The organism is Streptomyces sp. NPDC053048, assembly GCF_044547045.1.
In the GTDB taxonomy this organism is placed as follows: domain Bacteria; phylum Actinomycetota; class Actinomycetes; order Streptomycetales; family Streptomycetaceae; genus Streptomyces.
Map to the genome: position 1 here is coordinate 73,667 of NZ_JBITZS010000014.1, position 13,289 is coordinate 86,955.

13 protein-coding genes are annotated in these 13,289 nt (G+C 70.7%); 5 read left to right on the plus strand and 8 right to left on the minus strand.

What is annotated here, in order from left to right; translation table 11 throughout:
• The first annotated feature begins 121 nt into the window (after positions 1-121).
• Together ACIG36_RS30955 and ACIG36_RS30960 are read left to right on the plus strand one after the other, a co-directional pair.
• A complete protein-coding gene (locus ACIG36_RS30955; RefSeq protein WP_399935094.1) occupies positions 122-1,210 on the plus strand; it encodes a globin domain-containing protein in 1,089 nt (362 codons plus the stop codon).
• Between the two features lie 46 nt (positions 1,211-1,256).
• Positions 1,257-1,871, plus strand: a complete 615-nt coding sequence (locus ACIG36_RS30960; protein ID WP_399935292.1) for a pyridoxamine 5'-phosphate oxidase family protein — start codon at positions 1,257-1,259, stop codon at positions 1,869-1,871.
• 64 nt (positions 1,872-1,935) lie between these two features.
• Here the strand turns inward: ACIG36_RS30960 and ACIG36_RS30965 are convergent, their stop codons facing one another.
• Complete coding sequence (locus tag ACIG36_RS30965) at positions 1,936-3,234, minus strand: RICIN domain-containing protein (protein WP_399935097.1); 1,299 nt, start codon at positions 3,232-3,234, stop codon at positions 1,936-1,938.
• Positions 3,235-4,170: 936 nt separating this feature from the next.
• Between ACIG36_RS30965 and ACIG36_RS30970 the strand changes: the two genes are divergently transcribed.
• Positions 4,171-5,262, plus strand: coding sequence for a DNA/RNA non-specific endonuclease (locus ACIG36_RS30970; RefSeq protein ID WP_399935100.1), 1,092 nt, complete (start codon positions 4,171-4,173; stop codon positions 5,260-5,262).
• 31 nt (positions 5,263-5,293) lie between these two features.
• Positions 5,294-6,328, plus strand: a complete 1,035-nt coding sequence (locus tag ACIG36_RS30975; protein ID WP_399935103.1) for a hypothetical protein — start codon at positions 5,294-5,296, stop codon at positions 6,326-6,328.
• A 98-nt stretch (positions 6,329-6,426) separates the two neighbouring features.
• Here ACIG36_RS30975 and ACIG36_RS30980 read toward each other — a convergent pair whose 3' ends face one another.
• Entirely contained in the window at positions 6,427-6,714 is a 288-nt protein-coding gene (locus ACIG36_RS30980; protein WP_399935106.1) for an antibiotic biosynthesis monooxygenase family protein, read from the minus strand.
• 99 nt (positions 6,715-6,813) lie between these two features.
• Here ACIG36_RS30980 and ACIG36_RS30985 point away from each other — a divergent pair, with 99 nt between their 5' ends.
• On the plus strand, positions 6,814-7,386 hold the full coding sequence (locus ACIG36_RS30985) for a TetR/AcrR family transcriptional regulator (protein ID WP_399935109.1): 573 nt from the start codon (positions 6,814-6,816) through the stop codon (positions 7,384-7,386).
• 5 nt (positions 7,387-7,391) lie between these two features.
• On the opposite strand, the gene ACIG36_RS30990 is transcribed toward ACIG36_RS30985, so the two are convergent.
• From ACIG36_RS30990 to ACIG36_RS31015, 6 genes are read right to left on the minus strand one after another with little or no spacing between them, the layout of a single operon-like run.
• The gene (locus ACIG36_RS30990) at positions 7,392-8,402 is read right to left on the minus strand and encodes a pyridoxal-phosphate dependent enzyme (RefSeq protein ID WP_399935112.1); all 1,011 of its coding nucleotides are present in this window, start codon (positions 8,400-8,402) and stop codon (positions 7,392-7,394) included.
• Positions 8,323-9,378: a GHMP kinase gene (locus ACIG36_RS30995; protein ID WP_399935115.1), complete on the minus strand. Its 1,056-nt coding sequence runs from the start codon at positions 9,376-9,378 to the stop codon at positions 8,323-8,325. The genes ACIG36_RS30990 and ACIG36_RS30995 overlap by 80 nt, the downstream gene beginning before the upstream one ends.
• Complete coding sequence (locus tag ACIG36_RS31000; protein WP_399935118.1) at positions 9,375-10,235, minus strand: Rossmann-like domain-containing protein; 861 nt, start codon at positions 10,233-10,235, stop codon at positions 9,375-9,377. The genes ACIG36_RS30995 and ACIG36_RS31000 overlap by 4 nt, the downstream gene beginning before the upstream one ends.
• An 11-nt stretch (positions 10,236-10,246) precedes the next feature.
• Positions 10,247-11,038, minus strand: coding sequence for an ABC transporter ATP-binding protein (locus ACIG36_RS31005; RefSeq protein WP_399935121.1), 792 nt, complete (start codon positions 11,036-11,038; stop codon positions 10,247-10,249).
• Positions 11,035-12,222: a FecCD family ABC transporter permease gene (locus ACIG36_RS31010; RefSeq protein WP_399935124.1), complete on the minus strand. Its 1,188-nt coding sequence runs from the start codon at positions 12,220-12,222 to the stop codon at positions 11,035-11,037. The genes ACIG36_RS31005 and ACIG36_RS31010 overlap by 4 nt, the downstream gene beginning before the upstream one ends.
• Positions 12,212-13,246 (minus strand): ABC transporter substrate-binding protein, encoded by a 1,035-nt coding sequence (locus ACIG36_RS31015; protein ID WP_399935126.1) that lies wholly within the window; start codon positions 13,244-13,246, stop codon positions 12,212-12,214. Before ACIG36_RS31015 ends, ACIG36_RS31010 begins: the two co-directional genes overlap by 11 nt.
• Positions 13,247-13,289: the final 43 nt, after the last annotated feature.

Below are 13,289 nucleotides of genomic sequence, written 5' to 3' on the forward strand. Positions count from 1 at the left end.
GTCTTCTTCGGAGGTGCCGGTACCACCGGTACCCGCCCAAGCCGCGCATACGGCAGAGCCGAAGCCCGGCGAAGCGCCTTTGTCGGACCACGAGATAGGCCTCATCAGGGCGTCCCTGTCCGTGGTCGAACCCCTCGCGGGTGAGGTAACGGTCTACTTCTACGCAATTCTTTTCGCCCGCTATCCCGAAGTCCGTCCGATGTTCCCGGACGGAATGGACGCCCAGCGTGACCGTCTCCTGCGTGCGCTGCTGCGCATCGTGGATCTGGTCGACGACCCCGAAAGCCTCGTCCGCTTCTGCGGACACCTCGGACGTGATCACCGCAAATTCGGCACCCTCGCCGCGCACTTCCCGGCCGTGGGCGAGTGCCTGCTCGCCACCCTGGCCCGGTACGCCGGCTCCGCGTGGACCCCGGAGATCGCCGCCGCCTGGACGAAGGCGTACGGCGCGGTCTCCCAGGTCATGATCAGCGCGGCCGAGCAGGACGAGGCGGTACGGCCCGCCGTGTGGCCCGCCACGGTGGTGCACCGCGTCACGCGCGGCCATGGCATCGCCGAAATCACCGTACGTCCCCATATCGCCTATGAGTACGCCGCCGGCCAGTACGTGAGCGTCGAAACCCCTTGGTGGCCGAAGCGGTGGCGCTACTACTCCGTCGCCAACGCGCCTCGTGAGGACGGCACGCTCACCTTTCACGTGCGCGCGGTGGCGGGCGGATCGGTCAGTCAAGCGCTGGTGCACCGGGCGGCGGTGGGCGACGTGCTCCAACTGGGGCCCCCGATGGGCGACATGGTCCTGGACACGGCCGGCCACACCGAACTGCTCTTCGTGGCCGGCGGCACCGGCCTCGCCCCGATCCGCGCACTCGTCGAAGAGGTCGCCCGCCGAGGCGGACGCCATCAAGTGGACCTGTTCCTCGGCGCCCGGACCGGGGCCGAGCTGTACGCGGTCGACGACATGCTCCGGATGGCCCAACGGCACCACTGGCTGACCATCAAGGCCGCGGTCTCCCACGAGTACATTCCCGGAATCCGCGGATCCCTGCCGGAAATACTGGCCGAGTACGGGCCGTGGTTTCAGCACGACGTCTTTCTCAGCGGCCCGGCCCCCATGGTGGTCTCCGCCAAGGAGACGCTCACCCTCCACGGCACCCGGTCCGACCGTATTCATCACGATCCGTTCGAGACGCCCGTGCTGTCCATTCCCTGAGCCGTATTCCCTCCGCTTGTCCGCCCCGCCAGGAGAACCACTCGTGATCTCGACTCCGCCGTCTTTCGGATCAGCAGGTGAACACCGGCTGCAGCAGCAACTGGGCACCGCCGACCGTGCCGCCCGGTTCTACGACCAGCAGGTGCGTTCCTACCTCACGCCCGAAATGCGGGACTTCATCGGCCGCCAGGCCATGGTCTTCCTGGCCACCGCCGACTCCCACGGGGAGTGCGATGCGAGTTTCCGGGCGGGGCCGCCCGGGTTTGTCCATGTGATCGACGCCCACCGGATCGCCTATCCCGAATTCCGTGGGAACGGCGTGATGGCCAGCGCGGGCAACATGATCGAGAACCCGCACCTCGGCATGCTCTTCGTGGACTTCACCCACCACCATGTGGGGCTTCACATCAACGGCGTGGCCCATCTCTACCACGACCGGGATCTGCGCCACATTCACCCCGGACTGCCCACCGATGTCGCTCCCGGACGCGGTCCGGAAATGTGGGTCCAGCTCACGGTCGAAGAGGCTTACATCCACTGCTCCAAGCACATACCCCACCTGGAACCGGCCCCCCGCCCCGCCGGCCGCGACGCGGCCCGCCCCAAGGACTCGGAGTACTTCACCACGCCGCGTACGGCACATTGGCCGAGCTTTCCGTGAACAGCGGGCTCGACCGTGGGTTGGAGGCCGGTCCGGGTGCGGGCTTCAGCCGCAGACAGGATGGTCAGACCTTGACCAGGACGTACGTTCCGGTGCCGTCGGGCTTGCCCATGCTGTACTGGCGTACGGGCTGGCCTTCGGCGGTGCGGTCGTGTCCGACCATGTATCCGGTGAACTTGTTCTGGACACCGATTTTGTCCGAGCCGGGAACGTCCCGGTAGACGTGGAAGCGCTGGAGGTCGTCCGTCTTGCAGTCGGCCTGCCGCAGCGGGCTGCCCTCGTCGGACGCGGTGCTCTCCGCGATGGTCAGGCATTTGCCGGTCGCCCGGTTGATGAAGATGTGCTCGGCGATGCCGCCGCTCTCCGGGCCGCGGCACACCTGCCACTGATCCTGGTTCCCGAACCAGCCGGGGTCGGCGCTCAACTGGATGTCGTCGCCTTGCATGAAGCCGGGTGCCGACCAGAACAGGGTGCGTTCAGGTGTGGCGATCTTGGAGTAGCCCTGCTCGCAGGTGAAGCCGGGGGGCACAGCAGGGCCGGGGGGCCAGCCGGTCGCGTCCTTCTTCGCGCCCTGCCTCGCGGCCTTGGCCGGCGCGGACGGCGCCTTCGCCGTCGGTGCGGGCGCCGCCTTCGCCGCCGGCGCGTGCGCGGCCGACCGGGCAGCGGCGGTGCCGCAGCCGAGTATGTCCTGCGCCTTCTTCATGATGCTGTTGCGGGGCACGGTGTCCTCGCACCGGACAGCGCCCTCCTCGAGGGTGGTGTAGGTCGTGAAGCTACCGCTCCCCGGCCCTTCGACCCACTTGGTGGCGAAGCTGCCGTTGCCCAGGTCGACGCGGTTGCAGTTCAGGCTGCCGTACTGGCCGGTGACCTTGCGCGTTCCCTCGTAGAGTCCGTAGTACCCGGGGCTGCGGAAGTCCCAGGTGATGGACTTGGACTGGCTGCTGGTGCTGGAGGAGGACATCTGCACGTTCAGACCCAGGCTCCCGCCCACCTGGCCGAGCACTCCGACCTGGAAGTTGCCCTGGATGTTGACGGAGAGGCCGACCTGGACCGTGACCACGGTCTGCGTACTGGTCTCGATCGTCTGGGAGCCCGTCGACCCATCGGTGACGTACCACCCCTTGAAGTGGGTGATCGTCGGCTGTACTTGGGCGCTCTTGATGAACGGGTACCGCTTGCCGAGGTCGCTGGAGGTACAGGCGTCGCCGAGCTTCGGCTGGTCGGCGGTTGTGGCGGGCTTCGGATGCCCTGCCGCGGCGGCGGGGCCGGCCATGACATTGAGGGCGGCGAGCGTCGACGTAGCGGTCACGGCGAGGGCGACCAGCCCTCTGGCCCAGCGGTCGGACGGTCTTAATGGATTCATGATGCCCTTTCCCTGGCCGGGCGCCTGCCGCCCCAGGCCGGAGCCTTGCCAGTGGTGTGGTCGGAGCGGTGCTCGATCGAGGCGAACTTAGCGTCGGCAGCGACGGAGTGACGATGACGGAATCAGCCGGTCCGAGGTGAAACCCACATGGCCCGACATGGGCTGTCCGCCAGCCTTGCCCTGCCCTGTCTCACCAGAATTTCCTGTGCGGAGCTATGATCCGCCGCCGTCCTCGTGCGAATTGGGCTGCTTGGTCGTGAATCCGCTGCCGTCATCCTGACGAACAGCGGCTGCCGGACCGGTCCGTCATCATCTGCGGGCGCGGACGACCATCACCAAACAGTCACGACATTCGGCCAACTTGCATAATCCGAAACAGAGTTCCTTCAGCAGGCCATGGCGGCTGGACATTTGCGCGCTTGCCCGAACAGCTCTATGAACGACGGAGGCAGGCCATCGCCGGCACGGCGAAGGGGATCCAGTGAAGGCGGCGCCTGCCCTCTGGAGGCTCTGCCCGAGCCGGGAGTTGGAGCCGGCCGTCGTTCAAGCAGTCCAGGCGCGTAGCGGCACGCTACGACAAGCTCACCTGCCGCCATCCTGAGCAACCCCGCAGCTGCCGGCCCACCACGCCCGGCAGCCGACCCGGCGGCGTCCGTATGAGCCCCGAGCGCATCCGGTACGGGCACGGAAACCACACCAACCGGAGAACAAGGAGAGGGGACGAACATGTCCATACCAGGTTTACGTCGCCGCCACGGAGGGCGGGACCGAAAGCCGAACAGGCTGCGCCGTGCCCTGTCAGGCGCGACGGTCGCCGCGACGGCAGCCACTGTCGCATTCAGTGGGACAGCGACGGCCGCCGCCGCGCCTGCGTATCCTGCCGACCACGGGAGCGCCGTCACGAAGGGCCCGGCGGAACATACCGTCACGTCCACGATGACCACGATGCGGGTGACGGAGCTGGTCACCGGAATCCCGGACCATGCGGGCAACGTCACCGTGCGGCTGGCCAACGGGAAGACCATTCCCATCCCGGCGGCCAACAAGGACCTCGTGATGCGCCGCGCCGCCCAGCAGGCCAAGACCCAGCTCAAGGCCGCCGAGCCCAGACCATGCGGCAGCTCCTGGATCAAGCTCAGGGAGAAGAGGTCCAACCACCACCCGGTCGCCATCGAGACCGGGTTCAACGTAGAGACGAAAGCCATCAGCTACACCTGGCTCGCCACCATCAAGGGGCCGGACAACTACGCCCACGAGTACACCCGTCGCGGCAACCTCGCCTTCCGCCAAAGCTGGCAGGGCGGTTATGACAGCGATAAGGACCAGGCCGACGGCCTCTACACAGCGATTGTCGATCCCGCCGCGTCCCACGTCCAGCTCTTGAACGGCGACATCTGCCTGAATATGGCAGCACGTGACACGCAGCGCCTCAGCAAGCCGAAGGCCGCATGTCTGAAGACGTTGCAGGCCAATTCCGGCGCCGGGTGGATCCTGAACAGCACCCAACCGGTCCCGCATCGCAACCGGACCGACCCGACCAGCCCGGCCGCTGACCGGGCGGCCGGGGCGCAGGCTTGCCTGCGGCGCCAGCTCGGCACAGGCAGCCCGGCTTCGGGAGACATCACCGGCTGGCAGGACGCGCTGCGGTTCGTCGCCGCGCACCCGCCGGGAGCTGCGATCGCCCGGTGTCACCTGATCGCCAACATCCTCGGCGGGAAGGGGCAGATACTGGACGGCGGACAGGCCAACCTCGTCCCCTGCTGGCAGGTGGGCATGAACACCGGAACGCCCAGCATGCGAACCTATGAGAAGCAGGTACAGGACAAGGTCGCGGCGCCCGACATGGGGCCGGAGGATGCGGTCTTCTACCAGGTGACGCCCATCTACAAGGACGGCGACAGCACGATCCCCCAGAGCGTCATCATGAGCGCTACGGTTCACCGGGCGAACGGAACGCAGATTCCGCTGTTCACCACCACCAGTATCTCCAACACGCAAGCCGCCAGTGGACTCAACCTCGGAAACTGATCCGACCTGATGCACACCACAGGGAGCCGGGATGAGCCGTACCACCCCGCCGCGGCCGGTCGACGTCACGGCAGTCTTACCTCAACTGGCTCCGCTGGCGCGCACGGCGACCCGGTTGCATCCACGCCCCGGGTCGCCGTCGCCGCACGACAGCTCGGTCGGCGGGCCGCTGCTGTGGCCCACCGACGAGCCGTGGCCGTACTGCGACGGCCCGCACGTGCCGGACGGGAATCCGGCCACATCGCCAAAGGACGTACGCCTGCAGCGGCGCATCCGGGCGGCAGCGGCAAGCAGACCGCCGGGCCGGCCTGGCTTCACACCCGAGGAGACGGCGATCCTCGAACGGATCAACGCCGGCCACCCATGGCCCAAGAGCCCGGTCGCCATGCTGTCCGTGGCCCAGCTGTACGCACGCGACATCCCCCTGCTGCGCCCACCCAGGCGGGCCGACCTGCTCCAGGTGCTGTGGTGCCCCTTCGACCACCCGCCGGAGCCCAAGCCCAGGACCGCGCTGTTCTGGCGGTCCGCAGCCGCCGTCACCGACGTCCTCACCACACCTCCGGAGCCGGCCGTGGTTCAGCTGGGCGGCTACGTGCCGGAGCCGTGCCTGCTCGACCCGGAGCGGACCACCGAATACCCCGGCCCCCTGGAGCTGAACAAGGAGTTGCGGGAGCGGCTGGGGGATTGGAGCACGTGGCAGGCAGCCGGCGCCGCTCCGGACAGCTCCTACGCGCCCGCCCCGGAGGAGTTCTACGGGAACGTGCTGTCCATCGCTCCCGGCTGGAAGACCGGCGGCTGGACGCGCTGGGGCCTCACCGACCCCGTCCTCCGCATCTGCCCCGCCTGCGACACCGAAATGAGCCCGCTGCTGACGATCGCCTCGACCGAATGGAACGACAGCACCCGCAGTTGGATCACGTACGAGGAGCAAACCCACGCCACACCCTCCACCGCCAACGTTCACCCCGCGACCCCGGCCGAGGTCGAGATCGCCGGAGGCTACGATCTGCAGCTCTACGCCTGCCCGGCCTCGCCGGATCATCCGCATACCGACCTGATCCAGTGAGATCTTCTCCACGCTGATCACTGCCGGCCTGGGCCGGTGCCCTTCACCACGTGTTTCCGCACACGGACGCGGGGCCGCTCCCGCGAGCGCCGAGAGCGTCAGCGCGACACGAGGAAGTGGACCTCGCGGGGCCTGACCTCGAGTTCGCTCAGGCCCTCGGGTGTCGCCCCCATCTCGCGGCCGATCTCGGCCGCCGCCCGGAACGCCTCCTCGGTCTCGAAGGCGCCGGTGGTGACGACGGCGTCGCCGTCCGGCGTGACCCAGACCTCGACGGACACAAAGCCCGGCTGCCGCCGCGCCGCCTCGGCGACCTGGTGGCACTCGCGGACGAACTCCTCGAGGTGCTCGGGGGCCGGGTAGTGGAAGGCCACGAAACCGAATGACATGAGGTGTCCCCTTTCGTGTTATACGATGCCGTACAACACGAGCGTAGGCTCGTTGTACGGCTCCGTACAAGACGTTTGACAGGGTGAGGTGGGCCACAGATGGGCGCATTGCGCACACCGCGCGAGAAGTGGGTCGAGGCAGGGCTGCAGGCGCTGGCCGCAGGCGGAGTCGACGCGGTGCGCATCGAGGCGCTCGCCAAGGCGCTGGGGGTGACCAAGGGGGGCTTCTACGGGTACTTCGCCGACCGCGACGCACTGCTGACCGAGATGCTGGACACCTGGGAGCGCGAGAGCGTCGACGACGTCATCGAACGGGTCGAGCGGGAGGGCGGCGACGCGCGGGACAGGGTCCGCCTGGCCGGGCGGCTCACCTTCTCCAGCGACCGCCTGCTCCCCATCGACCTGGCCGTCCGCGAATGGGCCCGCCGCGACCAGGCCGTCGCCGACCGCCTGCGCCGCGTGGACAACGAGCGCATTCAGCTGGCCCGCGACGCGATCGGTACCTTCTGCGCCGACCCCGACGAGGTCGAGGCCCGCGCCCTGCTCGCCTTCTGCACGGCCATCGGCAGCCACTTCCTGGCAGCCGACCACCCCGGCCGCACCCGCGAACCCGTCATCGCCCGCGCCGCCGACATCATCCTCGACGTCCCGCATGGCGAACCCGGTGCGTGAATCCCCTACAAGGCCCCTGGCCGGCGGTTCCAGCGCATCCGGGACCACGGCAGGGCCAGCCGGCTCTGGTCGGGTACGTCGCGCGGGGCGAGTTGGGCGATCGGTGCGGCCTCGCGGTGCCGGGCGTACACGGTGTCGACGTACCGGTGGCCGGTGTCCGCGGCGATGAAGAGGACCGTCCGCTCGGGGGAGCGCTCACGCTCGTGACGGGCGGCGAGGTAGCCGGCGCCGGTCGACAGGCCCGCGAAGACCGCGTGCCGCCGCAGCAGATCGACGCTGCCGGCCAGCGCCGCGTCGAAGGAGATCCAGTGCAGGGTGTCGTACAGCTCGTGCGAGACGTTCCCGAAGGGAATGGAGCTGCCGATCCCGGCGATGATGATCTCCGGGTCCGCGACGTGCTCGGCGCCGAACGTGACGCTGCCGTACGGCTGGACGCCGACGAGTTCGACGTCCGCCGAGCCGACGGGGCTCCCGGAGCGCAGGTAGCGGGCGAGGGCTCCCGTCGATGCCCCCGATCCGACCCCGCCGACGACGGTGAGCCCGTCCGCGCCCGTCGCCTCCCGGATCCGGTCGGCGATCGCGCGGTAGCCGAGGTAGTGGATGTCGTCGTGGTACTGCCGCATCCAGTGGTACTCGGGGTGTTCGGCGAGGATCTCGTGGATCCGCTCGACCCGCCGCTTCTGGTCGAGCTTGAGGTCGCTGCACGGTTCCATCTGCTCCAGCGTCGCCCCGAGCACGGTGAGCTGGGTGCGCAGCGTGTGATCCACCGTCGTCGAGCCGACGATGTGGCAGCGCATGCCGTGCCGGTGACAGGCCAGGGCGAGGGCGTACGCGTAGATGCCGCTGGAGCTGTCGAGCAGCGTGTCCCCGCGGCGCACCGCCCCGGTGTCGAGCAGATGGCGTACCGCCGCGAGGGCGGAGACCACCTTCATCGTCTCAAAGCGCAGGCAGACGAGCCGGTCGTCGAGACGTATCAGGTCCGGCCGGCCGATCGACTCCGCGATGTGCTGGTCCATTCAGGAACTCCTTGGTGGTGGTGAAGGTCGTGAAGGTCCGGGTGGCGGGGATGCCGTGGACGTCCAGGGCGCGCAGGCAGCTGCGGACGCGGTGCCGCAGGCCCGGCACGGCCGGGTCGAACAGCACGCCCGCCACCGCGCCGCTGTGCGCGATCTGCACACCCGCCGCCCCGACCCGGCGGGCGATGGCGGTCAGCGCGTCGAACTCCGGGTGGCCGAGCACCCGCTGGCCGCGCCGCGCGCTGGCGGTGGCGACCTGGCCGAGCAGCTGCACGTCGCCGGTCGCCACCGCCCGGCGCAGCCGCGTACGCATCCGCTCGCAGGCCCGTACGTCGTCGGCGTCGGCCTCGCCGGGCTCGCGGACGGGCAGGGACAGGGTGTCCACGGGCGCGCCACCGCCGAGGGCGCAGCCCACCACGACCAGCGGCGGCAGGGCCGGGCCGAGGACCTCCAGGACCCGGCCCTCCCGCTGGGCGAAGAGCACAGGGCGGCCGTCCAGCATCAGCGGATCGCAGGCCGACTCCGCGCGCACCGCCAGCCGGGCGACCGTGCCGGGGGCCGGCCGCATCCCATAGGAGTCCGCGACCGCCCGCACGGCGGCGATCACATCGCTGGTGGAGCTGCCCATGCCCAGGCCCACCGGTATGTCACCGGAGAGCCGCAACTCCCCGCCGCAGGGCGGCCGGCCGGCCCGCTCCGCGCACTCCGCCACCGCGAGGGCCGCGGCCCGCGCGGCCTTCGTGCGGCCGGCGGGTACGACGGTGAGCGCCTCGGGTGCCGTGCCGGGCCGGCGGACGAACTCGGCGCTGCTGCCGGGGCCGGCCATGGGAAGGGTGACCAGGCCGGCGCACCGGCGCCCGTCACCGTCGAGGAAGACGCCCTGGAGGATCTCGCCGTGGTGGCAGGGGGCGTACCCGGCGCCGGTGGGGAGGTCCCCACCGGCACCGGGTGCGGCCGCGCGGGCAGCGGGGATCACGCGCCGCCCACCGTCCGGTAGCGGTACAGGACGGTCTCCTCGGCACTGAACTGGGAGAAGGGGAACGGTTCCGCGGACAGGGCGGTCACCCCCGAGCCGAGGAAGGCGCGGGCGACGGCGCTGCCGGTCTGCGCGTAGACGATCAGCGGGATGCCCCGGGACCGGCAGCGCTCCAGGATGGTGTCGAACGAGCCGTTGCTCAGGGTCATTCCGGTGGCGACGACGGCCTCGGCGCGTTCGAGCACCTGGTGCATGTCGTCGGTGACGGGGTCGCCCCACTGGGTGGTCCTGAGGTTGAAGTCGCAGGGCAGCGGCTTGCCGCCGCGCTCGCGGATCGCCGCGACCAGCGGATTGACGACGCCGATCAGGCCGACCTCGGCGCCCGCCTCGATGTCCAGCAGGCCGGCGATGGCCGCGTCGCGGGCCTTCGCACGGACCTCCGGGGTGCCGGTGGGGAGGGTGACGGCCTCGGCGTCGCCCGCCTCGGCGGCCAGGCGGTGGGGTCGGGTCTCGGACAGGTAGGCGTCGAGGGCCGCGATCCGCAGCGGGCGCGGGGCCTCGCGCAGCAGGACGTCGAGCGGGGTGCCGGAGGAGTCGTGGCAGATCGACGGGTCGATCTCGCCGGACTCGAAGGCACAGCCGCCGAAGGAGCCGCCGAGGCGGACCAGGACGTACTGGTTGAGGTAGGTGGTGTCACCACCGGCCAGGCGGGTGCCGTGGTGTATCCAGAACACGCTGGTCGCGACGAGTTCGGAGGGGAGCGGGCCGTGTTCGCCCGCGAGGACGGCCTCGACGAGCGCGTCGACGGTCGGGTGCGCGGCCGTCGCGGTGGCGATGGCGGGGTTGGTCGGGGTCATGTGATTCCTTTTCAGGGGGAGGGACGGGGTGTCGGGGCAGGGAGCGGCCCGCGGTAGGTGACCACGGGGTTTCCGAGGGCGTCGGTGGTGAGTTCGGCGTCCACCTCGAAGACCTCGGCGAGCCGCTCGGCGGTCAGGACGGCGGCGGGGGTGCCGGAGGCGATCAGGCGTCCGTGGTGCAGGAGCAGCAGCCGGTCGCAGTACCGGGCGGCGAGCGACAGGTCGTGCAGCGCGACCAGGACGGTCCGGTCGGTACCGGTCAGCAGCTCCATGAGTTCCAGCTGGTGTTTGACGTCCAGGTGGTTGGTGGGTTCGTCGAGCAGGAGCACGTACGGCTGCTGGGCCAGCGCGCGGGCGATGTGGGCGCGCTGCCGCTCACCGCCCGACAGGGCCTTCCAGGAGCGGTCGGCGAGCGCGGTGAGCCCGACGCGCTCCAGCGCGGCGGCGACCACCGCCCGGTCGGTGGCGTCCGGTCCGCGCCAGCGGTCCCGGAACGGGGTCCGGCCCAGGCCCACGACGTCGGCGACCCGCAGGTCGCTGTCCGCGCCCGAGTCCTGTTCGACGAAAGCGACATGACGGGCGATCCGGCGCGCGCTCCACTCCCGTACGGACTCGCCGTCGTACCGGACCGTGCCCGCGTCGGGGGCCCGCAGGCCGGCCAGGCAGCGCAGCAGCGAGGACTTGCCCGAGCCGTTGGGGCCGAGCAGCCCGACCGTCTCGCCGGGGGCGATGTCCACGCTGACGCCGCGTACGACCGGCGTGCCCGCCACCGACCAGCTCAGTTCATCGGCGGTGATCCTCACAGTTCACCCCTCTTGCGCAGGACGAGGAGGAAGAGCGGCACGCCGAGCAGTGCGGTGATCACACCCACGGGAACCTCGCGGGGCGCGAAGGCGATCCGCGCCAGCGCGTCCGTCCACACCAGGAACACCGCGCCCGCGAGCGCCGCGTACGGCAGCAGCACCCTGTGCAGCGGCCCGACGAGGAACCGCACCCCGTGGGGGACGATCAGCCCGACGAACCCGATGGCGCCGACGGTGGCCACCGCGACCGCGGTCAGCGCGGCCGTGACGACGAGCAGCAGCATCCGCGTGCGCCGCACGCCGATCCCGAGGGACGCGGCGGTGTCGGTGCCGAAGGCGAGCCCGTCGAGGGCGTTCGAGCACAGCCACGCGGCCACCAGCCCCAGCGGGGTGACGATCGCGCAGACCAGGACGGTGTTCCAGCGGGCCGGCGCCATCGAGCCCAGCAGCCAGTGAGTGACGGCCCGCGTGGTGTCCGCGTCCGCCGAGGCCATCAGGACGAGCGAGGTCAGCGCGGTGAAGAGCTGGCCGACGACCACGCCGGTGAGGACGATGCGGACCGAATCCAGCCCGGTGCGCCGCAGCAGCAAAAGGAGCAGCCCGAATGAGAGCAGCGCGCCGACGAGCGCGCCGCCGGTGACCCCGAGCGCGCTCGCGCCCACTCCGAGGACGACCACGGTGACGGCCCCCGTCGACGCGCCCGAGGAGACCCCGAGCAGGTAGGGGTCGGCGAGCGCGTTGCGGGTGACCGCCTGCAGCACCGCGCCGCACACGGCGAGCGAGGCGCCGACGAGGGCGGCCATCAGCACGCGCGGCAGCCGCAGGTCCCAGATGAGTGAGTCCACCAGCGGGGGCAACGGCTCCACGTCCAGACCGAGACGGGCGCCGAAGGCACGGGCGAGGCCGCTCCAGCCCACGTCGGCGGTGCCGATGCGGACGGCCGCCGCCACCGAGGCCGCCAGGGTGCCCACGGCGAGGAGGAAGAGGAGCGCCTGGGCCGCCGCGGGCCGGCGGCGCTGCCGGGCGGCTGCGGCTGGTACGGGCGTATCGGGCGTGCCGGACGGTAGGGGCGTGGTGGTGACGGAGGCGTCCGTCACCACCCGCCCGCGGGCCGCCGGCAGCAGGAGGTCCACCGGCAGCGGGACGTCCGCCGGGCTCCGCCGGGTGACCGGGTCAGCGGACATAGCCGAGGTCCTTCATGCCCTTGGCCAGCAGCCCCAGGGCGTGCACGGAACGCACCGAGGGGTCCAGTTCGATGCCCGGCACCTCGAGGATCTTGTTGTCGCGGACCGCGTCCAGCTTGGAGATCACCGGGTGCTCGGTCAGCGTGGCACGCTTCTCGGCGGCGCTGTCGCCCGGCCGTCCACGCTCGGACAGGTCGCCGATCACGATGAAGTCCGGGTTGCGCTTGGCGATCTCCTCCCAGGAGACCTCCGGCCAGTCCTCGTCGACGTCGTCGAAGGCGTTCTTCGCGCCGACGATCCGGCTCATCTCGCTGGGCAGGCTCGTCCTGCCCGCCACGTACGGCATGCCGTTGAAGACGGAGTAGAGGTAGACCACGGTGGGCCGGTCCTCGCCCTGGGGGACCTTGGCAGCGGTCTCGCCGGCCTTGGCGACCGCGGCGCGCTGGTCGGCGGCGAGCTTGCCGGCCCGTTCCTGGGCGCCGAAGACCTTGCCCAGGTTCTCGTAGTCGGAGAAGAGCAGCTCGAAGGGTGTCTTGCCCGCCGGGTTCCGCTGGGGGCAGTCCACGGCGCTGACGAAGGTGGGGACCTTGAGGGCGTCCAGCTCCTCGCGAGTACCGGCCCGGTCCTTGGTGAAGAGGTCGGTGGAACCGCCGACGACGAAGTCGGGGGTGGCGGCGCGCAGTTGCTCGCCGGTGGCGATCTTCGGGGCGATGACCGGGACCTTGGCGTACGCGGCCGCGTACTGCGGGGGGATCTTCGTCTTGAGGTTGGCCGTTCCCGCCATCCGGTCCTGGAGCCCGAGTTCGAGCAGGGTCTCGGTCGAGGTCTGGTCGAGTGCGACGGTCCGCTTCGGGGGCTTGGTGAAGGACACCTGGCGGCCGCAGCTGGTGAACGAGGCCGTCGTGGCGGAGGCCTTGGCGCCGGGCTTGGCATCCGTCGAGGGGCCGCCGCCGGCTGCCGTGGAGCAGCCCGCGGTGGCGAGAGCGATGGTCAGGGCGATGCCGAGGCGGGCGGGGTGGCGCATGGGGTCTCCGGTCTGAGAGAGGAGGGGGAGGGGATGGAGGGGG

Excerpts from the sequence above, each read along its gene's own strand:
- ACIG36_RS30975 (WP_399935103.1), top strand. The coding sequence starts at position 5,294 with ATGAGCCGTACCACCCCGCCGCGGCCGGTCGACGTCACGGCAGTCTTA.
- ACIG36_RS31000 (WP_399935118.1), bottom strand. The coding sequence starts at position 10,235 with ATGACCCCGACCAACCCCGCCATCGCCACCGCGACGGCCGCGCACCCG.
- ACIG36_RS30985 (WP_399935109.1), top strand. The coding sequence starts at position 6,814 with ATGGGCGCATTGCGCACACCGCGCGAGAAGTGGGTCGAGGCAGGGCTG.
- ACIG36_RS31015 (WP_399935126.1), bottom strand. The coding sequence starts at position 13,246 with ATGCGCCACCCCGCCCGCCTCGGCATCGCCCTGACCATCGCTCTCGCC.
- ACIG36_RS30990 (WP_399935112.1), bottom strand. The coding sequence starts at position 8,402 with ATGGACCAGCACATCGCGGAGTCGATCGGCCGGCCGGACCTGATACGT.
- ACIG36_RS30965 (WP_399935097.1), bottom strand. The coding sequence starts at position 3,234 with ATGAATCCATTAAGACCGTCCGACCGCTGGGCCAGAGGGCTGGTCGCC.
- ACIG36_RS31010 (WP_399935124.1), bottom strand. The coding sequence starts at position 12,222 with ATGTCCGCTGACCCGGTCACCCGGCGGAGCCCGGCGGACGTCCCGCTG.
- ACIG36_RS30980 (WP_399935106.1), bottom strand. The coding sequence starts at position 6,714 with ATGTCATTCGGTTTCGTGGCCTTCCACTACCCGGCCCCCGAGCACCTC.
- ACIG36_RS30970 (WP_399935100.1), top strand. The coding sequence starts at position 4,171 with ATGACCACGATGCGGGTGACGGAGCTGGTCACCGGAATCCCGGACCAT.